Annotated in this window: 20 protein-coding genes; 11 read left to right on the forward strand and 9 right to left on the reverse strand. The window is 41.5% G+C overall.

From position 1 onward, the window contains the following. Positions 1-173: 173 nt before the first annotated feature. Positions 174-1,388 carry a peptide-methionine (R)-S-oxide reductase MsrB gene (gene msrB / locus ACI2IW_RS05615; RefSeq protein ID WP_404692947.1) on the forward strand — a complete coding sequence of 405 codons (1,215 nt, stop codon included), beginning with the start codon at positions 174-176 and terminating at the stop codon, positions 1,386-1,388. A 98-nt stretch (positions 1,389-1,486) separates the two neighbouring features. Here the strand turns inward: msrB and folE are convergent, their stop codons facing one another. Further along, positions 1,487-2,083, reverse strand: a complete 597-nt coding sequence (gene folE, locus ACI2IW_RS05620; RefSeq protein ID WP_185156591.1) for a GTP cyclohydrolase I FolE — start codon at positions 2,081-2,083, stop codon at positions 1,487-1,489. A 542-nt stretch (positions 2,084-2,625) separates the two neighbouring features. Here folE and ACI2IW_RS05625 point away from each other — a divergent pair. Next, positions 2,626-3,435, forward strand: a complete 810-nt coding sequence (locus tag ACI2IW_RS05625) for an enoyl-ACP reductase (RefSeq protein ID WP_341609266.1) — start codon at positions 2,626-2,628, stop codon at positions 3,433-3,435. Between the two features lie 135 nt (positions 3,436-3,570). Next, positions 3,571-4,266 carry a YoaK family protein gene (locus tag ACI2IW_RS05630; RefSeq protein ID WP_057760330.1) on the forward strand — a complete coding sequence of 232 codons (696 nt, stop codon included), beginning with the start codon at positions 3,571-3,573 and terminating at the stop codon, positions 4,264-4,266. A gap of 93 nt (positions 4,267-4,359) precedes the next feature. Here the strand turns inward: ACI2IW_RS05630 and ACI2IW_RS05635 are convergent, their stop codons facing one another. Beyond that, positions 4,360-4,512 (reverse strand): hypothetical protein, encoded by a 153-nt coding sequence (locus ACI2IW_RS05635; protein WP_404692948.1) that lies wholly within the window; start codon positions 4,510-4,512, stop codon positions 4,360-4,362. Positions 4,513-4,921: 409 nt separating this feature from the next. On the opposite strand from ACI2IW_RS05635, the gene ACI2IW_RS05640 reads away from it, so the two are divergent. The 6 genes from ACI2IW_RS05640 to ACI2IW_RS05665 all read left to right on the forward strand — a co-directional run bounded on the left by ACI2IW_RS05640 (position 4,922) and on the right by ACI2IW_RS05665 (position 14,163). Then, positions 4,922-6,343: an SLC13 family permease gene (locus ACI2IW_RS05640; RefSeq protein WP_404692949.1), complete on the forward strand. Its 1,422-nt coding sequence runs from the start codon at positions 4,922-4,924 to the stop codon at positions 6,341-6,343. Positions 6,344-6,561: 218 nt separating this feature from the next. Further along, complete coding sequence (locus ACI2IW_RS05645) at positions 6,562-7,500, forward strand: alpha/beta fold hydrolase (protein ID WP_404692998.1); 939 nt, start codon at positions 6,562-6,564, stop codon at positions 7,498-7,500. Continuing rightward, positions 7,493-8,287: a metallophosphoesterase family protein gene (locus ACI2IW_RS05650; protein WP_404692950.1), complete on the forward strand. Its 795-nt coding sequence runs from the start codon at positions 7,493-7,495 to the stop codon at positions 8,285-8,287. The genes ACI2IW_RS05645 and ACI2IW_RS05650 overlap by 8 nt, the downstream gene beginning before the upstream one ends. A gap of 85 nt (positions 8,288-8,372) precedes the next feature. Then, a complete protein-coding gene (locus ACI2IW_RS05655) occupies positions 8,373-8,963 on the forward strand; it encodes a DUF1543 domain-containing protein (RefSeq protein WP_404692951.1) in 591 nt (196 codons plus the stop codon). 206 nt (positions 8,964-9,169) lie between these two features. Then, positions 9,170-13,417 (forward strand): ATP-dependent RNA helicase HrpA, encoded by a 4,248-nt coding sequence (hrpA, locus tag ACI2IW_RS05660; RefSeq protein ID WP_404692952.1) that lies wholly within the window; start codon positions 9,170-9,172, stop codon positions 13,415-13,417. Between the two features lie 140 nt (positions 13,418-13,557). Beyond that, entirely contained in the window at positions 13,558-14,163 is a 606-nt protein-coding gene (locus tag ACI2IW_RS05665; RefSeq protein ID WP_404692953.1) for an SAM-dependent methyltransferase, read from the forward strand. Between the two features lie 171 nt (positions 14,164-14,334). Here the strand turns inward: ACI2IW_RS05665 and ACI2IW_RS05670 are convergent, their stop codons facing one another. After that, positions 14,335-14,664: a hypothetical protein gene (locus tag ACI2IW_RS05670; RefSeq protein WP_404692954.1), complete on the reverse strand. Its 330-nt coding sequence runs from the start codon at positions 14,662-14,664 to the stop codon at positions 14,335-14,337. A gap of 268 nt (positions 14,665-14,932) precedes the next feature. Then, positions 14,933-15,784: an AraC family transcriptional regulator N-terminal domain-containing protein gene (locus ACI2IW_RS05675; RefSeq protein WP_404692955.1), complete on the reverse strand. Its 852-nt coding sequence runs from the start codon at positions 15,782-15,784 to the stop codon at positions 14,933-14,935. Between the two features lie 166 nt (positions 15,785-15,950). Between ACI2IW_RS05675 and ACI2IW_RS05680 the strand changes: the two genes are divergently transcribed. After that, on the forward strand, positions 15,951-16,364 hold the full coding sequence (locus ACI2IW_RS05680) for an organic hydroperoxide resistance protein (protein ID WP_160021698.1): 414 nt from the start codon (positions 15,951-15,953) through the stop codon (positions 16,362-16,364). Positions 16,365-16,562: 198 nt separating this feature from the next. On the opposite strand, the gene ACI2IW_RS05685 is transcribed toward ACI2IW_RS05680, so the two are convergent. Then, complete coding sequence (locus ACI2IW_RS05685) at positions 16,563-17,480, reverse strand: DMT family transporter (RefSeq protein WP_404692956.1); 918 nt, start codon at positions 17,478-17,480, stop codon at positions 16,563-16,565. A gap of 322 nt (positions 17,481-17,802) precedes the next feature. Between ACI2IW_RS05685 and ACI2IW_RS05690 the strand changes: the two genes are divergently transcribed. Beyond that, positions 17,803-18,486 carry a DUF421 domain-containing protein gene (locus tag ACI2IW_RS05690; RefSeq protein ID WP_404692957.1) on the forward strand — a complete coding sequence of 228 codons (684 nt, stop codon included), beginning with the start codon at positions 17,803-17,805 and terminating at the stop codon, positions 18,484-18,486. A 110-nt stretch (positions 18,487-18,596) separates the two neighbouring features. On the opposite strand, the gene creD is transcribed toward ACI2IW_RS05690, so the two are convergent. From creD to pnuC, 4 genes are all read right to left on the reverse strand, one after another. Then, positions 18,597-20,234 (reverse strand): cell envelope integrity protein CreD, encoded by a 1,638-nt coding sequence (creD, locus tag ACI2IW_RS05695; RefSeq protein ID WP_404692958.1) that lies wholly within the window; start codon positions 20,232-20,234, stop codon positions 18,597-18,599. Positions 20,235-20,403: 169 nt separating this feature from the next. Continuing rightward, positions 20,404-20,928 carry a TIGR00645 family protein gene (locus ACI2IW_RS05700; protein ID WP_102093027.1) on the reverse strand — a complete coding sequence of 175 codons (525 nt, stop codon included), beginning with the start codon at positions 20,926-20,928 and terminating at the stop codon, positions 20,404-20,406. Positions 20,929-21,024: 96 nt separating this feature from the next. Then, a complete protein-coding gene (locus ACI2IW_RS05705) occupies positions 21,025-21,612 on the reverse strand; it encodes an AAA family ATPase (RefSeq protein ID WP_404692959.1) in 588 nt (195 codons plus the stop codon). Continuing rightward, positions 21,599-22,288, reverse strand: a complete 690-nt coding sequence (gene pnuC, locus ACI2IW_RS05710) for a nicotinamide riboside transporter PnuC (RefSeq protein WP_404692960.1) — start codon at positions 22,286-22,288, stop codon at positions 21,599-21,601. The genes ACI2IW_RS05705 and pnuC overlap by 14 nt, the downstream gene beginning before the upstream one ends. Positions 22,289-22,320: the final 32 nt, after the last annotated feature.

Here is a 22,320-nt window from a genome sequence, read left to right on the forward strand (position 1 = left end):
AGATTTAGCCATTTTTAACCCATTTAGATGACTATCGATTGAATTGAGGACACGCCCTAGACTCAGTTGATAAAAATTATCTTAATAAACTGTAAATATATAACAGTATAGGAATGTTTCAGTGATACAAAAGCGTTAGGATATTTAAAGGAATTTACGCTTAGGAGATTTTCATGAACCGCATATTACCATCTAAAATTATAGGGTTAGTTATTATAGCGAGTAGTGCGATTTACGCAGGCTGCGCATCAACTGAAAACAGCTCTACTGTAAAGAATACAACTGCCGCTAACCCATATGCACCGACTACGCCAGGACTGGCAGTAGCCACGGTAGCGGGTGGGTGTTTTTGGTGTGTTGAAGCAGGTTATGAAAAAATCCCTGGCGTGGTAGAAGTCGTGTCTGGCTATACGGGTGGCACCGCTGAAAACCCAACCTACAAGCAGGTGTCGGCAGGTGGTACTGGGCATACAGAAGCGGCGCAGGTGTATTATGATCCTAAGAAGATTACTTACAATGGCATAGTACAGGCGCTATGGAGAATCGCTGATCCTACTGATGATAAAGGGCAGTATGTTGATCGCGGCACACAGTACCGTCCAGCAATTTTCTATAACAATGCGCAAGAAAAGCAAATCGCAGAAGCAGCCAAGCAATCCCTGCAAGCATCTGGTGTGTATGACAATCCAGTAGTGATTGAGATTGTACCTGCTAGCACTTTTTATCCTGCTGAAGAGTATCATCAGGATTATTATAAAAAGAACCCGATACGCTATAAAGCTTATACCTTTAATTCTGGTCGCTATCAATTTATCGAGAGTGTCTATGGTAAAAACTATGAGCTTGATTTTAGTAAGTTTACGCCCGAAGCAGATAGCACACAGCAAGTGACGCCAAATAACACATCGGATAGTAAGGTAGGCAAAGGTTTTAACCCAGATATATTTGTAAAACCTTCACAAGATGCGCTAAAGAAGTCCCTTAGTGATATTCAGTACAAGGTCACACAAAAAGAAGGTACCGAGCGCGCCTTTGATAATGAGTACTGGGATAATAAAGAGCCTGGATTGTATGTAGACGTCGTATCTGGTGAGCCACTGTATTCTTCGCGTGATAAATATAAGTCTGGTACGGGCTGGCCGAGCTTTACTCGCCCATTGGATACGAGCTTAGTGGTTGAAAAGCCAGATCGAGGAATATTTGGAACCCGTACTGAAGTTCGTAGCCGTTACGCGGACTCACACGTGGGACATGTATTTGATGACGGTCCAGCACCGACAGGCAAGCGCTATTGCATGAATTCAGCAGCGCTCCGCTTTATTCCACTTGCAGATATGGAAGCTGCTGGTTATAGCGATTGGATAGATGATGTAAAACCAATTGGTTAGTACTATTTTTCCATCACTCAGTCAAATAAAAAGGACGCATCATATGCGTCCTTTTTATTTGGTTGTTATTCACAACAGCCTAATCAATTAACAGCGACTTAAAACGCTGGTTGACGTTTAGGTACCGCACCCAAAAATTCATTACGGGCTTGATTGTTGTGTTGATATTCACCAAGCATCGCGGTACTACGCGTGGTTGAATGTTGTTTGCTAACACCGCGCATCATCATACACATATGCGATGCATCCATGACGACTGCTACACCGCGGCAGCCAGTAACATCCATGATAGTCTGTGCAATCTGCTCACTTAGGTTTTCCTGTATTTGCAAACGACGGGCAAACATATCGACGATACGGGCAAATTTTGACAGTCCCAGTACTTGGCCGTCAGGTAAGTAGCCGATATGAGCGACACCATGGAACGGTAGCATATGATGCTCACACAGTGAATAAAACTCAATGTTCTGTACCAGTACCAGCTCGCGATTCGCTGATGGAAACACAGCATCATTGACCACTTCATCTATACTTTGATGATAGCCTTGGGTCAGATGGGCAAAAGCTTTTGCAGCACGTACAGGCGTATCTAGCAAACCCGGACGATCTAAGTCTTCGCCAGTTGAAGCAATCAGTTGGCGATAAGATTCGGTACTTTCTTTATAATCTGGGGTTATGATGGGGGTGTTACTCATAAGTTTGGCAGCCATCCAAAATGTGGGTGTAGCTTAACGTTGAATCCTATCATGTGAGGATTCTTATAAAAATTGTGCAAGCTGGGAAGGGCTGTGATTATACTCGAAATCTGCTGAACTTCATACTGCTGTGGCTAGCAGTTGAGTCTTTAATCAATAAAGGGGTGCTTGGTACTCAGTCTGAACGATTATAGTGTTAATATTCGAAGTGCGATTTTTCTCACAAAATAAGCGATCTGCTATAGCCTGAGTATTTTATCGTGAAGCGTTGATGCTAAAATACTATCTAATAACTCACGAAAAACTCTCATTTTCGATACTACTTCAAGTGATAAGTTGCTATTGGTCATTTTGACATCATTAGTTGTTTTTATTAGTCAATCCAATAACAAGAACCAAATACAGTTTACGACTGTTTACTTAAATTAATTCGTGTATAATAACTCATCTTTTCATTTGTACTATTTAGTAGTCTCAATCTTCTAATTACTCTAAATAAATTCTTATTCTAAATCATCTCGATTGATTCAAAAGGAAATCTTATGCTATTGCAAGGACAACGATTTGTCGTAACTGGCATCGCAAGTAAACTCTCTATCGCTTGGGCTATCGCAGAAGCGCTGCACCGCGAAGGGGCTTCACTAATTCTGACTTACCCGAATGATAAAATCAAAAAACGCGTCGATATGGCCGCTGAAAAATTTGAAGCAGATTTGGTTCTAGAATGTGACGTAGCTTCTGATGAGTCAATTGCTGCATGCTTTGAGCAAGTGACTGCTCACTGGGGCGACGGTATTAATGGTGTGGTACATGCCATTGGTTTTGCACCGATGGATCAGTTGGATGGCGATTTTGTCAATGCCACGACTCGTGAAGGCAGTCATATCGCGCATGATATCTCTAGCTATAGCTTCGTTGCATTGGCTAAAGCGTCTCGTGAGTTACTAGCGATGCGCCATGGCTCTATGTTGACATTGACCTACGAAGGCAGCATTTCGGTATTGCCAAACTACAATGTCATGGGTATGGCAAAAGCCAGTTTAGAAGCCAGCGTTCGTTATTTAGCAACGTCTATGGGCGGTGAAGGTATTCGTGTTAATGCGATATCTGCAGGTCCTATCCGCACGCTAGCGGCTAGTGGCATTAAATCTTTCCGTAAAATGCTCGATATCAGCGAAAAAATTGCGCCACTACAGCGCAACATCACACAGACAGAAGTAGGTAACGCCGCATTGTTCCTATTGTCGCCTTGGGCATCTGGTATCACAGGTGAGATTATGTTCGTTGATGCAGGTTTTAATACAGTTGCTATCAGTGAGCAGTTGATGATGCTTGATGAACCAGCACAGTAATTGTTATAAATGATTCGTTTGATAATAGAAAAGACAGCCAATTGGCTGTCTTTTCTAGTTATACTATGAGTCTTTTTGGCTACGTGCTTTTTTTAGCAGTGTGCACTTTTAGTTAAGTGCTTTTGAGCGAGGGATATGATAACCAAGTTACCAAAGTGGATACTATGGGGCGGGGCGGTATTGGCATTTAGTGCTGGTTGCGTGAATACGACGGCATTAATGGGGTTTGCCAATTTATCAGTGTCGCATGTCACGGGCAATGTAAGCTTGTTTGCAGCAGCAATCGCTCATTCAGACGCGCGTAGTATTTTATATATTGGTACCTTGTTGCTGTCCTTTTTGGCAGGGGCTATACTAAGCGGCTTTGTCATTGGACAGACATCATTGAAACTCGGTCGTCGTTATGGGCGAGCGCTATATCTAGAAGCAGCACTACTGTTGGTGAGTTATTGGTTATATCAGCAGCATGATTACTTGGGGCAATTAGCAGCAGCAATGGCATGTGGACTGCAAAATGCGATGGTGGCAACTTATAGTGGGGCGGTCATTCGTACCACTCACTTAACAGGGCTGACATCAGACATGGGTGCAGCAATCGGTAACTGGCTTGCTGGTCGTTCTATTAGTAAGCCAACCTTGGGGTTCCAAGCCATTATCTGGTATTGCTTCTGCGGTGGTAGTGCAGTAGGTGCTTTCTTGTTTGCAAAAGTCAGCTATGATGCTTTGTTTGTTCCCATCGCCATTGTGTCGACAGCAGCATTTGTATACAACTATGTCTCAGATCATCTGCCAGAAGTGAGAGAACCAAAAAAAGATAGGCGCTTATCATAGTGATAAACGCCTATCGTGCCTATTATTAACCATATTGGTTTTTGCATGTTTATTTAGGTGTAGAATAGCGAGCTGTTAAAACATGCTTTGGTCTTATTCTTTATGATCTTCGTGCTCATGCATCCCTTGCATCATATCAAGCATAGAGTCGTCAGTACGTTGTTGATCTTCTTTAACTAGGCCATCTTGATTGATGTCTTTTGGTGCCATTTTGGTCGTTGAGTCCGTTTTATTTGAGTCTGTCATAAAGTACTCCAGTATTTTTATTTACTTCTTAATAGAGATGTTTTAATTAAATCTTTATTTGTTGACGCTCGTATTTAGTAGCGCTTGGCTTTTATTTAACTTATCTAGTATGCAATGTGGTCATAGTCTTGTACATATACAGAGTACACTTGTTTAGTGACTATGTGTAACTAATGATGCAATTAACGATGCAACTAATAATGAAGCTGATCACATGATTAATGACTAAGTTTGCGAATTACTAGCATAAGTTGTAGAAAAGCGAGTTTCGACGTATATATCTCAAGTGATGTCTGCAGATAATTAGATTTACCTCAGTGGTCATATGTATTATCAAAATACACTAACCGATAATTTATGTTTTATTTTTAGGTTTCTTACACCGTCTTTGATTCAATAAGGACATTCTATGTCAGAGCAAAAGCTAGATAGTCATCTTCCTAATGATGGCAATGAATATTTATTTACTGATACTTTCCCAAAAGGTACAGGCAAAGGGCTAGTCGTTGTCGCGATTGCCGCGATTATTGCGTTGATTATTTATAATGTGTTGCCGTTCGATATCAATGCGAATAAAGGTCTCGCAGTCCTGTTTTTTATTGGGGTACTTTGGCTTACAGAAGCTGTGCACGTCACCATAACAGCGCTACTTGTCGTAGTAATCGGTGCCTTGGTTGGCATACCAGACTTCGATGCTGAAATCGGTCTGCAAAGCTTTGCCAATCCTACTATTTATCTGTTCTTTGGTGGTTTTGCTTTGGCAGCAGCATTGCATGTGCAGCAGCTAGATAAAAAGATCGCACTAAAGATTCTATCGATGTCTGGTGGCAAACTGAGTACAGCTGTATTTTTGATATTTGGTGTGACGGCATTTTTGTCGATGTGGATATCGAATACTGCTACAGCTGCGATGATGCTCCCATTGGCACTCGGTATCTTGACGCAAGTTGATCGTGAAAAAGACCGCGGTACGTTTGTTTTTGTACTATTAGGTATTGCTTATTCAGCCAGCCTTGGTGGTCTAGGTACGATTGTTGGTTCGCCGCCCAATGCTATTGCCGCAAAGGCGCTCGATATTGCCTTTGTAGACTGGATGAAGTTTGGTATCCCAATGATGCTGATACTATTACCAGTACTGTTGGGTGCGATGTATTTGTATCTAAAGCCGAACCTAAATCGTACTATTGTCCTTGTTGATGATGCGCCGATTGCTTGGAACAAGCCACGTATCGTCACTATCATCGTCTTTATCGTTACGGCATTGAGCTGGATATTCTCCAAAAAGATCGGAGCAGCTTTAGACATCACGGATACTGATGCCATCGTTGCACTATCAGCAGCTGCAGCAGTAGTGAGCTTAGGGTTGGTATCTTGGAAGCAAGTATCAGATAATACGGATTGGGGTGTGCTCATGTTGTTTGGTGGTGGTATTGCGCTATCGACAATTTTGAAAGTATCTGGGGCGTCTTTGGTACTAGGGGAAACCGTAGCAACTGCGTTGTCTTCGGCACCACTTATTGTTGTGATGATGGCAGTCTCAGCATTTATTATTTTCTTGACAGAATTTGCTTCCAATACTGCCTCGGCAGCATTGCTAGTACCTGTATTTGCCGCTATTGCAGAGCAGATGGGTTTGCCACATGAAGTGCTCGTATTGGTCATCGGTATTGGTGCATCGTGTGCCTTTATGTTGCCAGTTGCCACACCGCCAAATGCTATTGTGTTCGGTACAGGTTTGATCAAACAGACAGAAATGATTCGTACAGGTATCATATTAAATATCATTGCTACTATCGTTATCGGGCTATGGGCGTATTTTTTCTTGATATAATCAAGTAGTCATTACAATCCTAGTCATATCTGCTTAGTATAAATGAAACCCCGATGTTCAAGACAAATTGAACGTTGGGGTTTTTTATGGCTTATCATATGAGCTAACGGTATAGAATGTTTATTATTAACGTCATATTATTAAATGGATTTGATCACATGACACAGTACTTATCAAAAGCAATTAGTCTCATAGTAATAGGCGCAATTGCTGTGTTAATGATATTTATAGCAAAATGCTGGGCACCTGATCGTACCGTCGCTGAGCTAAAACAATGGCAACTACCCAACAGCGAATTTATAGACATACAAGGTATGCAGGCGCATGTAGCGCAGTCAGCTAATTGTTATATACACCGTGGCGATGCAGACGAAAAAAAACAACCTGAAACAATCGTTTTATTGCATGGTACATCGGCAAGTTTGCATACATGGGAGGGCTGGACCAAGGCGCTGTCTGATCAATACTGTGTCGTGAGCATGGATTTGCCAGGGTTCGGTTTGACCGGTCCTTACGTGGACGAAAGCACACAATATAGTAGCGAAAATTATGCGGCATTTGTCATTGAAGTACTCAATCATTTGAAGCTGGATCGTGTCACGCTAGCCGGTAATTCATTAGGAGGCAAGGTAGCGTGGCGCACCGCCGCTTTGTATCCTGAGCGTGTCGATCGGTTAATATTGGTAGACTCAGTTGGTTATCCAGCAACGTCCAAACATATTCCTATTGGTTTTAAGCTTGCTAAATATCCAATGCTGTCACCAATTTTAAATCTTATCCTACCCAGAAGTGTCGTCGAAAAAAGCGTTTTAAGCGTGTATGCAGACAATAGCAAAGTAAACGATGCCTTGGTTGATAGATATTATGAATTGACCTTGCGCCAAGGTAATCGGCAGGCTTTGAGTCGTCGCCTAAATGAGACTGATGATGACAGTGATCAAGCTCAAATAAAGCAGCTGGACATACCGACTTTGATCTTATGGGGTGCAAAAGATGATCTTATTCCTGTAGAAAACGCCGCATTATTTCATAGAGATATACGTAATAGTCAGCTTAAGATATTTGATAACTTAGGTCATGTACCGCACGAAGAAGATCCGTTAGCAACCGTTGACGTTGTAAAGCAGTTTTTGATTAGTGAGTCAGGAAATGGATAACTTAGAAAAGAAACAGATAACAACTATCGCTGCAATTTCAGATGTTCATAGTAATGTCTACGCCCTTGAAGCTGTGCTTGCGGATATAAGATATCGAGATGTTGATCAGATTGTCAATCTTGGTGATATTTTATATGGGCCAATAGCGCCTCATGCTACTTATGAGCTATTAATGGCAAATCGAGATGATATTATTACCATTAGAGGTAATCAGGATAGACAGATTTATGAAGCCACTACGGCAGAAATTGCTAATAATCCAACCATGGGTTTTATTATCAAAGATCTCTCTAAAAAAGCGATTGAATGGATGCGGTCTTTGCCATTTGATTTTCATGTAAGTGAGGATGTATACCTCTGCCACGGTTCGCCGACCGATGACATGATATATTTACTAGAGGATATCGAAACGGGTCAACCAATAGTGCGTAATGATGCGACTATATTGGCGTTACTTGATGGTATTGATAATGATGTTATCTTATGTGGTCATACACACATCCCGCGTACAGTAGTACTGTCGTCAGGACAAACTATTGTAAATAGTGGTAGCGTTGGCTATCCAGCTTACGAAGATGATTTACCTATTATTCATAAGATGCAAACTTATTCGCCTCATGCTAATTATGCTCTTATCAAATGTATTGAGACTCAACAAGGTAAACATTGGCAAACTGAGCATGTCAGGGTCGCTTATGACCATGAAGCAGCAGCAAATATGGCTCTAAGAAACGGACGTGAAGATTGGGAATTTGCATTAAAGACGGGTAGAGTGTTTCCAGTATGACAGTACTTAAAAACATTCTATCCTAGCAATAACAGCATTACCTTTAGATTAACTATGGATTTTGATTCAATAGAGATTACGTAAAATGCTAACACTATATATGGTTCAGCTTGGAGGTCGTCCTAAAGGCCGTCTGATTGAGCAACACGATATTTTCTTTGGTGCAGCCAGTCAAGTGAGTGACTTGATAGGAGATATCAATGAGCATTGGCCTGAGGTAAAAAATAAATGGCATATTGATTCGTATCGAGCAATTACTAAAGTGGGTAGTTATGCCATTAAGTTAATTGAACCAAGTCAGCAATTAAAGGCTGCTTCTGACTTAAAGTTATTCTTTATTAATCTAGGTGGCTATCAGCAGGGGAGCTTTGAAGAATTCCATTATAAGCTACTTATCGTTGCACCCAACCAAGCTGACGCGATCAAACAAGCAAAAAAAAGTGATTTTTATAAGCAGTTTACTTTTAAAGATGAAATGTCACCTTTTAATGCAGCTTCTCATATTGATGATAAGTTTGCAGTAGATATAGATGACATATATAACGTAAACGATCTTATCTCCAATGTTCAGCTTTCGATTGAGCCTATTAGTGATACAGATGAGCTGAATGCTAAAGAAGACAAAGAGTACGTCGGCTATCTAAGCATCAAGAATTTAAAAAAATTGGCGCTATAATAGGTTTATCTAAATTTTATAAAAGTAACCCAATACACGCCTGATTAAATGAACTTAATGGATAGTTTAAGTTCGGATACGTTCTGTAATGTGTGATAGTTTCAGCATTATTGATACAAGAGCAATCAGGACTCGACTAACTTGAATCATACCCCAATTACCCCCATAATCTAACCACTTCTACATGATAAATAGCCTAAGCAAATATGCCTAATACTTCTAAGCTCAATATTCCTAAAAACAGCGATTCAGACACATCTACTGTAAATGAAACTCAAGATGTTAAGAAGCAAGATACTAAGAAGCCAGCAGTACCACTGGCGGATCTACCAGTACTTGCTAAAGACAGCTACTACTTAAGCCGTCTTGAGCGAGAGCTGGCACGTCCTGCTGTGTCTAAGAATAAAAAATCTAATAATGGTTCTGAACAAAAGAACAATCTAGATGATGTGCTCGCTAAAAAACGTGCTCAGTACGAGAAAATAAAGACACGTTCTCAACAAGCTGTGCAGGCACGTATCGATAGTATTCCAAGTGATTTACCTGCCAAACTAAATCTGGATTTGCCTGTTAGCCAACGCGCAGAAGACTTAGTACAAGCGATTATCGATAATCAAGTCATTATTGTCGCTGGTGAGACCGGTTCTGGTAAAACGACGCAGTTGCCTAAGCTTGCGATGCTGGCAGGGCGCGGTATTACAGGCCAGATAGGGCATACACAGCCGAGACGATTGGCTGCTCGTAGTGTGGCAAACCGTATCGCGGAAGAGCTGGGTGAGCCATTAGGTAATACGGTCAGTTTTAAGATTCGCTTTAATGAGCAAGGGACAGCGCAATCTGTTGTAAAGCTCATGACGGATGGTATTTTGCTCGCTGAGTTGGGTCACGATCGGTTCTTGAGTAAGTACGATACGATTATTATCGATGAGGCGCACGAGCGTAGTTTAAACATCGATTTTATTATGGGTTATCTCAAAAAGATGCTGCCCAAGCGTCCAGATTTAAAAGTCATTATTACCTCGGCAACCCTCGATACCAAGCGCTTTAGTGAATACTTCAGCCGTTATGATAGCAAGCTTAAACGGCAAGTTCCTGCACCTATTTTTAATGTAGAAGGGCGTAGTTTTCCAGTAGAAGTCCGTTATCGTCCTTTGACAGATGAGCCAGTAAATAGCTCGGAAGATGACAGCTACGATGATTTTGAAGAGAACCTGCCGCGTGCTGTGGTTGCCGCTGTTGAAGAGTGTTTTAGCGATGCGCAGAGTAAAGGTCACGCCGATCAAGCTGATATTTTGATATTTGCTGCGACTGAAGCAGAGATTCGTGAAACGCAAGAGGTGCTTGAGCGTCATGGCCCGCGCCATACAGAAGTGCTGCCACTATTTGCACGGCAGACTTATGAAGAGCAGCAGCGTATCTTTCAGCCATCGGGTCGAGGTCGCCGTATTGTTATCGCAACCAACGTTGCTGAGACTGCATTGACCGTGCCAGGTATTCGCTATGTGATTGACTTGGGTTTTGCGCGGATTTCGCGTTACTCGTATCGCTCGCGCGTACAGCGTTTACCGATTGAAGCGATTTCGCAAGCAGCGGCCAATCAGCGTAAAGGTCGCTGTGGCCGTGTTGCTCCAGGTGTTTGTATTCGTCTTTATAGTGAAGAAGATTTTAGTGGCCGCCCTGAGTTTACTGAGCCTGAGATTTTACGTACTAACTTGGCATCTGTGATATTGCAGATGGCAAACCTGCGTCTAGGTAGTGTAGATGACTTTGAATTCATTGAGCCGCCTGATAGCCGATTGGTCACTGATGGTCATAAATTGCTAGATGAGTTGGGCGCTATTACTTCTAAGAAGGACATTGCTGCTCAAGACAAAGCTAACAAGCCAAAAGCGAGAAAAGGACTTGATCATCTGCGTTTGACAGCAACTGGTCAGAAAATGGCACGTATGCCAATCGATCCAAGGCTGGCACGTATGCTGGTGGCTGGTTCTGACTTTGATTGTATTCGCGAAATGCTTATCGTTGTGGCAGCGCTTGCTGTGCAGGATCCACGTGAGCGTCCTGCCAATAAACGTACGCAAGCGGATCAAAAGCATGCAGTCTTCCGTCAAGACGACTCTGACTTTCTGTTTTATCTGAGTCTATGGAAGGCGCTTTTTGAAAAAGATGAAGACGGCAATAAACTGTCTGGAAATCAGCGTAAGCAGTTTGCTAAGAAAAACTATTTAAGCTTCCCGCGTGTACGTGAATGGCATCAGACGCATCGTCAGTTGGTGCAAATGGTCACTGAGCTGAAGTTAACTGATGTCAATGAGTCAAAAGCTTCTGATAAAAATGTGGCTGTCAATGATCCGACAGCGATCGAAGACGAAGAGTTAAAAGCGGTCAAATATGCCAATCTGCATAGAGCACTGTTAACAGGATTGTTGTCTATCATCGCGCATAAGACTGAAAGCCGCGGTGAGTATTTGGCTGCGCGTCAGCAAAAGGCCAAGATATTCCCAGCCAGCACAGTGTTTAAACAAATACCCCCTTGGGTGATGGCATTTGAAATGGTGGAGACTTCACAAGTCTTTATGCGTACTGTTGCCAAAATCGAACCAGAATGGATTATTTCAGCGGCAGGTGATTTGCTGAAATATCATTACTTCGAACCACACTGGTCCAAGAAAACAGGACGCGTCAAAGCTTACGCGCAGATTAGTTTGTTTGGCTTGATCATTATCAGCAAGCAGCTGACCAACTATGAGCAAGTTAACTTAGTTGAATCACGAGAGATATTTATTCGTGATGGTTTGGTGACAGGTAACTTTGGTCGCAATGCACCATTTCTGCAACATAATATGGACAAGATTGCTCATGTTGAGCGTATCGAAGACAAGCTGCGTCGCCGTGATTTGTTGGTGGATGAAGAGACGCTCTATCAGTTCTATGATAAGAAAATTCCTGAGCATGTCGCTAGTCGTAAAGCGTTTGAGGATTGGCGTGCAGAAGTCGAAAAGCATGATGCCAAGCATCTATTCTTTACTGATAAAGATGTACTTAATAGCCAAGCGCCGACTACAGGGGACTTCCCAGAGGTGTGGAAGTTGGGCGATTTAAAACTGCCACTCCGTTATATCTTTGATCCAGCCAGCGATGATGATGGTGTGACTATACGTGTACCGCTTGCCGCATTACCGCAACTCGACGCGATTGAGCTACTGTGGGGCGTGCCCGGTTGGCGCTATGAATTGGTATTGCAGCTGCTCAAGTCACTGCCAAAGGAGATACGTCGTCAAATCGTACCGATACCCAATACCGCAGACAGTTTGTTTGATGAGTTGCAGCCAAAGGGTGGACAAGGATTACTGAAGCAGCTGTGTCAGGCATTACATCGTCGCGGTATTATGTCGGTGACGCCAGAGAACTTCAATCCATCTACGATTGATCGCTATTTGCAGCCACAAATCTGCGTGGTCGATGAGAAAAACCGTATCATCGAAAAAGGCCGTGACCTGCAGACCCTACAGATTCGTCATGCATCTGAGACCAGTCAAGCGGTGAATGAACAGCAAGGCGTGCATACTGAGTTCCCTGAGCATTTTGCTTTTAGCAAAAACCATCATAGCGCAGGTGTGGTAATGAAACAGTTTGCAGCGCTTGTCGCTGATGAAGCGGGAGAAGCTGTATCGATTCATCAATACACTGATGTCAATGCAGCACTTCAAGCACATCGTATCGGGGTGCTGACTTTAATCAAAGGCAAACTTGGTGCAAAGAAAAAGCAGTTAACGAGCCAAATCGATAGTATATTTAAACTGGCATTTGCGCCACTTGGCGACATGGATAAACTCAAAACGATCGTTATAGATGCTGCGTTAGACGCGGCTCTCGAAGAGCACTACGTCTTATTTGATCATTCTGAGAATTTACCAGAAAGCGCCGATGATATCGCAGTTGGATTGAGCGAAGAGCTACCGTTTACCTCTGAAGAGTATGCCCAGACTCTCGAAGTGGTAGTGAATAATTTCTTATTAACTGGTCAAAGCGTTATTAAAACGCTTAAGAATGTCTACACTCGTTGGCAACGTATTCGCCAAGGGCTATTGATGTTAGATCGTGAAATATTTGGTGAGTCTATCGATGATATCGAAGATCAGCTAGAGGATTTACATTTGGCTGATTTTGTTTATCGGATGGATTACAGCCATTGGCAACAGTACCCACGTTATCTTGAAGCGCTACAGATTCGACTAGAGCGTCTGGAGCACAACCTCGATGCTGACCTCGATGGTGTATACGCGCTTGATTTGCATATGGAGCGGCTAGCAGGACGTGCGGATAAAGAAGCTATCAGTGAGTATCGTTGGATGGTGGAAGAGTATCGTATTCAACTGTTTGCCCAGCCTATGAAAACTCGTATGGCAGTATCGCCCAAGCGTCTAAGCAAAATGTGGGACAAGGTGAGTTAGGCTAAATTTTAGTTTTGTATGGTACGTTATGTTATAGAGCATACATCAATTTCAAGATATGGGCTCTATAACTAAGCGTTCTAAATGCAATATGTTACCTACTAAATTAGATATCAATCTCAAACAAAAGGACGATTAAAATGTGGGATGAACGCTATAGTGGCACAGGGTTCGCATTTGGCACCGAACCTAATGATTTTTTGAGAGAGACATTTGAGCAGATACCTGTAGGTGGACACGTACTTTGTCTAGCAGAGGGAGAGGGTAGGAATGCAGTATTCTTAGCTGAGCAAGGTTTCAAGGTAACTGCGATGGATATGTCCGAAGTAGGGTTAAACAAAGCGAATAAGTTGGCCAAAGATAGAGGGGTAGCTATTACTACCCAAGTAGCTGATTTAGAACATTATAACTTTGGTCAGGATAAATGGGACGCTATAGTTTCTATCTGGGCACACGTGCCTGAAACGGTACGTCAATACGTACATGCACAAGTTGGCACCGCTCTCAAGCCAGAGGGAGTATTTATCGTCGAAGCTTATACAGAACGACAGCTTGAAACAGAGGCAGTCGGTGGACCACCAGCCAGTCAAAGTGAACGTTTTGGCGCTTTAGAGAACTTTCAAAATGAGCTTGTAGGGCTGAACGAAGTGATTGGTGTAGAGAAGTTGCGTATGGTATCAGAAGGAAAGCGGCATCAAGGGCTTAGCGCTGTAGTACAGTTTGTTGGCAAAAAAATCAGCAACTAGCCGTTGTAAGTTAAATCTATTAGTCGTTTTAGTAGCTATATACATAGTTAGAGAAGCTAGTTCGCAAACTATCTTCTCTATAAGCTATTGATGTCTGATAATTAGCGACTGGTATCTAATGACTAGTATTTAATGATCGGTACTTGATAATTGACACTTAATGATTGGTACTTAATGGCTAATCTTTTCTGTCAGTACACCCATGCTATAAAGTACATAGGCAATCACAGTTAATGCGACGATAAATGGAGTAAGCATCCAAATCACAATATTGATTAAAAGTGATGGTAACAATCCATTGAACAGCTCAATATCTGGTGCGAAAAAATCGGTCATAATATCGACTGCACGCTTAGCAATAGGGAATAGCAAAGTGCTAAAAGCCAACATATAAATGTACTTACTAAAGCCAGGGTCACTCATGACTACCATAAAGTAGAACACTGTAAAAAACGTGATACCAAGTGCCCAACATTTGAGAGTGTAGCTTAAACGAATCATGTTATCTCCTCCCTAAGCTTTCTTTTGACCGCTTCACATTGATCGTACGCAGAGTAAAGCTGCTCCTATACATTCATTATTTTAAATATATATTATATGTTATAATACGAATATATAGTTGAGTCAACCAATTTTTCTATTTATTTAAAATACTCCATAAATCATTCAATTTAAAAACGATGTTTTTTAAGGAAGAATTCCATAAATATAATAGTAAATAGCCTAAGCAAAAAAATCATTATATTAAGCAATAAAACTAAAACTATAACTACAACTCATTACTTGGACTCAGACCAAACAATCGCTTATATTCTCGGCTGAACTGACTAGGACTTTCGTAGCCTACTTGCATTGCTACTTGTGATATTTGCGCTCCATGCACCTTGATTAATCGCCGAGCCTCCATTAAACGTAAGCTTTTCTGATACTGTAACGGACTCAGCTGGGTTATTTCTTTAAAGTGCTGATGAAACCCTGAGACACTCATGCCGCATCTACTAGCTAAGCTTTCAACCATAATAGGTTCATCTAGATGTGCCTTTATCCAGTCAGTCGCTTGGGCAATGCGGTGTGTATGGCTACCGCTAACGACCAATTGCTTAAGTTTGTTGCCTTGCTCAGCCAAGAGTAGGCGATAGTATATTTCTTGTTGAATTAAAGAAGACAGAAAATCAATATCGTTTGGATAATCAAGCAAGCGTATCAATCGCTCAAACGCGTCCATTATGGTGTCATCTAAGTGCCACTTTATCCCTAAATGACTGCCTGCCATTGGGTGTGTGGTCGGTATCTGCGCTAATACATCTCTAATCATAGCTAAATCTAATTTCATCGATAAAACAATGACAGGGTTTTTTATCGAAGCGTGTTTGATATGCATACTTAGCGGTATGTTAACTGGACAGAACATCAAGTTATTATTGTCAAACCTTTGACAGTCAGCACCCAAGTAAATCTCTCGTTCACCTTGCAGTACAATACAAATACTTGGCTCTTGAATATAACTCACAGCTTTGCTTGGTTTGTCCGCGCAGTAAAAGAACAAGCCTAAAACAGCAGATTCAATAGTTTTATTTCTAGGTAGTACTGCTAAAAGTTGGTTAATAGTCGTTTGATTCATCACGAGTGCTTATTTTATAAGATTGCCTGATAGTATAAATATTTGTAGGATTAGGCAAGAGTTATAGAGGTTTGTTCTAACGTATAAGTGCAGAGGATTCTATAATAATTTCATCGCAACAGCGTAAGTACGACCTCTAATAATATGAAACAAGGAATAATTAATCATGAAAATATTTTATAAAACGCGCGCAACCGCTACTGGTGGACGTTCTGGCCATACTGGATTAGACGATGGTTCTTTAGGATTTGACTTAGTATCTTTTCAAGAGCAAGACAAAGAAGGCGTGAACCCAGAACAGCTTTTTGCCATGGGTTACGCGGCTTGTTTTGATAGCGCTTTGAGCATGACTGCACAGCACATGAAATTGCCTGTTACCGCTTCAAAAACCTCTGCGCAAGTGGGTATCGGTATGAAAGCTGACGGTAGCTACAACTTAGAGATAGAGTTGTCTGTAGAAGTATCAGGTATTGATGAAGCGCAGGCGCAGCAGCTGATAGAAGCCACGCATCAGGTGTGCCCGTATTCTAATGCTACTCGCGGCAATGTCGATACTCGTCTAGAAGTGACCGTTGTTTAAAGGCTGTTGTGTACAGACTGTTGCTTAAAGGCTATTGTTCAACGACTTTTGATCATAGACTAACAATATTAAAATAATAACTCGAATATAAAACGCCCCGATTTATAAGAGTCGGGGCGTTTTATGTTGTCCGGTAACGTAATTAGCTGGAACCTTTTCTGAGCAGATTATTAATGATAAATCACTAATAGACTTAATTTATACTGGTACTTTTTTATTTAAAGTAAATACCAAGACCGCGCCCAAAATGACTGTGCTTGCAACTATAAATGGAACAGTCAGCTGTTCAGACAAAAATATCACACCTAGCAACGCAGCAATCACAGGGACACATAGCTGAACGATAGCGGCTTGTGTGTTTTTCAATAGTGGCATTGCTGTATACCAGATACTATAGCCCAACCCTGAGGCGATCGCTCCTGATGCACAGGCGAGTAGTACACCTTCAGTCGTAATACCTTCCAAATTTATATTTTTGAAACCCAAATCATCTAGGTACATCATACCTACCAGTAATAGTATAGGCACAGCGACTAAACTACGCACAAAGTTAAACCCTGTCGCTCGAAGCGGCGAGACACATGATTTGCCGCGTATACTATATACTCCCCAAGCTACGCCGCTCATAGCCATTAACGCTGCCGCCAATGGTGATGGTATGGCAGCTGATGGCAGCATCAAATACACGAATCCTGCTACTGCAACGACAAACGCCAACCATTGTAGGGCGCTGATCTGTTCTTTTTTGTAGATACCCCAGCCAATCATCGTCAGCTGAACCGCTGAAAACAAAATCAATGCCCCAGTGCCAGTATCCAGCTCTACATATGCAATCGAAAAGCACAGCGCATAAATCACCAAGCTGAGACTACTAAACCAACTGCCTTTATCATTCAATATAGCGTAAACAGTAGAGTTGTCATGATTGGGCGTTTGGCGTCGCAATCTGTAAGCATGTATAGCCATGATAATGCCTAGACAGGCCGTCGCACTCATTAGCCTGATAACTGTAAAGCTCCAAGCGTCGATATAGCCTTCTGCCAATGCCATCCGGCAAAACAGGGAGTTTGCGGCAAAGGCGATTAACGCAATAATAGTATAAATAGTGGCTTTCAAAAGTAATTCCTACAATGAATAAATGGCACAAAACAGGCAAACATAGGATTTCAGTTTTAGGTCTCGAGATACGTTGTTATAACGAACGCTTATTTCTTAGCAAAGATAATAGATTGATAACTGATTAATCTATTCGATAGCTGTCTCACAAGACAGGATATTTTGTCGTACTTATAGCAAAAAGTCTCTTTTAAATCAGAATAACGATAGTTGTATTGACGATAAGGTCTAAAAATAGGGATGATGTGCGTCGTATCAAACGAACTCTTAGAACAACATTCATTAAACACAATAAATCAGATAAATAAATAGGAAAGATAGTATGAATTGGGCAAGTATTTTTATTTATGACACAACTTGGTTGTTTGCCGTAGAAATTTTAATACGTGTCACTGTAATGTTTGTATTAATTATCACATTTTTGCGCTTCACTGGTAAGCGGGGTGTCCGTCAGCTCTCTATTTTCGAGCTGACCATTATTTTATCGTTGGGCTCTATTGCAGGTGACCCTATGTTCACCGAAGACCTGCCTATTATCCAAGCGGTACTCATCATGGGTACGGTCATTTTACTCTATAGGCTGTGTACTTGGGCGATGATGAAATTCCAGCCTTTTGAGGACCTGCTAGAGGGGCGCTCAATGTATATTGTAGAAGATGGCATGCTAGTGCTTGATAAAATCAAAAAAGGTGAGATGTCACATGATGAGTTTTTTGCTGAAATGCGCCAACAAGGAGTTGAGCATTTAGGACAAGTTCGTACTGGTTTGCTCGAAGCTGATGGCAATTTTAGTATTTTATTGCATACCTCTGAAAAGACAGACTACGGTATGCCGCTTTTCCCCAAGCAATACCGACCAGTCGAGCAAGTGGAAGCAGGGGTTTATTATGCTTGTATGTATTGCGGTTACGTCGATGAAATATCTGACCCCAATCATTGTTGTCCGCGCTGTGAGGATAATTGCAATAATTGGGCTAAAGCGTTAAACAATCATATCGTCAAATAATATAACGATTAGCTGCCTTAGCTCAGTTGATAAGCTAAGGCAGCCAAATGCTTTTTTCCTTTAAAATTTCAATTCAAAATAAAGAAAGTAGGTTAAGAGGTATGCATAATTTACGTGACTTTGTACCAGTCGAGTTTGCGAGTCATCACCATTACGCAAGCAAGTATCACAAAGCAGAATATCGCACCTAGTAATAGATTGAGATCTTCTGTACTTAAAATACCGAAAAACGCAGCGTATAGTCCAGCAAGGGTTGCGGTGAAGATTACTGCCCGTTTGAAACCGCCAAATACATAGTAGCTATACCAGCCAATAAGCCCAACACAAGCACTGGCTGCTACCATATAGGCTTGCCAAAATGCGATTTGTTCTGCAAGTGGTAGTAATAAGACATAAAAGACAAATAGTGCGCAGCCGACGAGTAGATACTGAATAGGATGGATACGACTTGATTTGAGCACTTCAAATAAAAAGAAAGTACCAAACGATACCAAAATTAATAGCAAGGCGTACTTCATGGTTCGTTCAGTTTGTAGATAGACATCATTTGGGCTCGCAAAACTAACGCCAAAGCTGTTTAGCAGAACACTTTGATTGCTGCCAGTTACTGTCGCACTGTCTGATGTCAGACCCCTTGAGGCCTCAAACGAATCAGGATTGTACGAATGACTATCAGTATTGATCGTTGATTCACTTATGACAGTACATCGATGGTTAGGTGTGCTGAGACATTGAGAAAGATATTGATTGTTGGCAACGGTTAGATACTGATTTTGCCAACTGGCATCAAATCCTTTAGCGGTAATATTCTTAGTATTTGGTAATGCTTTGCCGATGAAGTTTGGTGTCTGCCAATCGCTGTGCATAGATAGAGTAAAGTTCTGCCCAGTTGGGACAGTCGTTACATTACTAATGCCAGCTAACGGCAAGTCGATCACAATATTGAGCGCTTGATTGTCTTTAGGATTAGATAACTTGCTATTTACTTCTGATTTATCTAAATTTATACCCGCTGAGCTTGTGGCAACAAGGCTGTCTTTATTATTTTGGCTAGTAGGATTTTTTAATTGCTCCAATACGTCTGTAGGAATATCTACTTCAACATAGGTTAAGTTCTCTATCATTGGTATCTGCGGATAGTTTGCTTTAATCGATTTTTGATTAATTGTGACAGTAGGCAGGGTAGCGACACCGCGTAAGTCAGACACAGGAATGATAAGTTTTGCTTTATTCCAGTGGGTAATGGTTTTGGCTAGTTGTGTCTTATCTGCATTAGGAGATGTACCGACTGAATCTGCATCATCGTCAATTGTAGTGCCAACCTGATCTAAATTTTCTAGAGTCTTATCAAGCGTATAACTCTGATCGAATGTCAGCTGACCATCATAGCTAGTAGCGCTATAGATACCGCGTTTATAGGTGTCAGTGTTTACTTTTAGGTTTTGTGCAGCCTGCGTCTGGGAGGCAAAAACCGTCTCAATCTTCGAGTATGACGGTTCGCATTTGCCCTTTATATTTGGTGTATCAGATGCATCTGACTGACATGCCGGTGTGATTGTCGTAGGGATGGCGATAAATGGGTTAATCACTTCTTGTGGATTGACGTGCTGCTCGGTGATTTCTTTTATCACTGACTCTGCGTAGTATTGTCTCTCATATATGATGTCGCTAATCATACTGAGACCAATCGAAAAAACGATACAAAGTCCTACAATGATGGATAACTTAGTCAATAATGTTTTTTGCATGTGGTCGCCTCCTAAGTGTCTTTAATCCACAGCTGCCGAGATAGCAGACTGTGGCTTTAAAAGACATCATAGAGAGGGCATGAAGAGAAGATGTGCAGGAAATATGGAATAACTGTGAAAGGGTAAAAGTTGATATTCTCAGATAATTATTTTTCGATTATTAATGTTTTTAATGCTTTTTCGTGTCGCCAACGACTTTATCCATGATAGCGAATAACAAGCCAGACAATACAAAGGTCATATGAATAATAACCTTCCACATGAGTTTGTCAGCATCAAGTTCACTCATTCCGCTAGATATATCCATAAAGGATTTCAAAAGGTCAATCGCCGAGATAGCGACAATCGCTCCGATGACTTTGAGCTTTAGACCAGAAAAGTCTACTTTGCCCATCCAGCTAGGACGATCATCATGAGTGCCAGTATCGATTTTTGAGACAAAAATTTCATAGCCACTGAATATAATGATAAGCAATAAACTGGCAACTAGAGAGATATCAACCAATACCAATATATCTACAATCACACTGGCTTCAGAGGCCGTCAGAATGTCAGCGAACATATGCCATAGTTTCTGGACAAACTTAATAAATAATAAAATAATGCCTAACACCAACCCTAGATAAAAGGGTGCCAGTATCCAGCGGCTATTAAATATGGTTTTTTCTAAATAAAGCTCAAACTTCTTTAGCATGGGTATCTCTTAAGTTTCAAATACAAAAAATTTTTAAAGACATGAAAGTCTTAAAGACACAAATATGGATAAGTTTTTGGGTATAGCTGTTTAGCTTTAGTCAGGCGATATTTTATCTATATTAGCGAGCTGCGCTACTACTTGCAGCACGCGCGCTTTTCTATCGCCAGTAATACGCTGAAAAATTTTTTGATGCTTGCTTAATTGACTAGCAAAATAGGCGCTTATCTCATCACGTTGGTACGGACTGTCTCGCAGGTCATCAGCCACCCAGGGTATATCAACCTCAGTCAATAGTATCAAATCATAATGATGCGCCAATGCTGCTTGCTCAAGAGCGGTGGGGCAGTTACCATAATACCAATGAGAGTAGACCATTAGCTCAAACAGACTGGTATCACAAAACAAATAGCGGTTTTCATTAGACGTTTGGGTGACTTGTTTGGCCAGTTTGTTCTCTAACGCAATCTGACCTTGTGCGATAGGTAGCAGGTCATCCCATGTACAAGTAAGCTGCTCATCATCCCACTTCGCTTGCAAGTAAGTACGCATATATTCTGATACCCACAGACTATCGAAATGCGCTGCCAAATCACGGCATAGGGTTGTTTTCCCCGTACTTTCTGCGCCCAAAACTGCGACAGTAATGACAGATTCAGGCGTATGCTGTTCAAGGTTGTACACGGTAGCGTCGTTGCCATTCATAATAGGCCCAGATTGCAATGAGAGTGAAGACTACATATTGTAGCGCGGTAAAAGTAAAGCCTTTATAAAAGTATAGTGGTACTGATATCGCATCAGCAATGATCCATAGTATCCAATGCTCAATTTTGCGCCGTGCCATAAGCCACATAGCCATCAAAAACAGAGCCGTGGTGAGCATGTCAGTATAGTCCACCCAAGTGAATAAATGTACACCAAGAACGGCACCATCAAAACTAAAGCCGTTATTAATCACCGGACGGAAATAGTATATCAGCGCCACAAAAGACATGGTTGCTATTGCCAAAGCAGACAAGATAGGTACATCGCCTGCATGCAAATGCTCAATACGGACATTGTTTGACTCATGAGTCTCTATAGGCTGATTCTTTTTGTTCTTTGACCAGTTAATCCAACCATATAAACTCATCACCGTATAGTAAGCATTGATGAACATATCGCCAAACAGCTGCCATTTCCATAGTAAATATACAAATATCGCCGTGCTGATTAAGCCAATTGGAAAGACTAAGATATTGGTTCTGCTGGCAAGCAAGACACTTGCCACACCAAAAAACACGGCAATCAACTCTAAGACGATAAATGTCGTGGAGTAATCCGCATATTGACCAAATAACCAAGTAAGAAGTTCTGCCATTAGTATTCCTAAAGATGAGCGTGTATCGACGT

Origin of the sequence: Psychrobacter sp. NPDC078501, assembly GCF_044900935.1 — a bacterium.
Taxonomy (GTDB): Bacteria; Pseudomonadota; Gammaproteobacteria; order Pseudomonadales; family Moraxellaceae; genus Psychrobacter.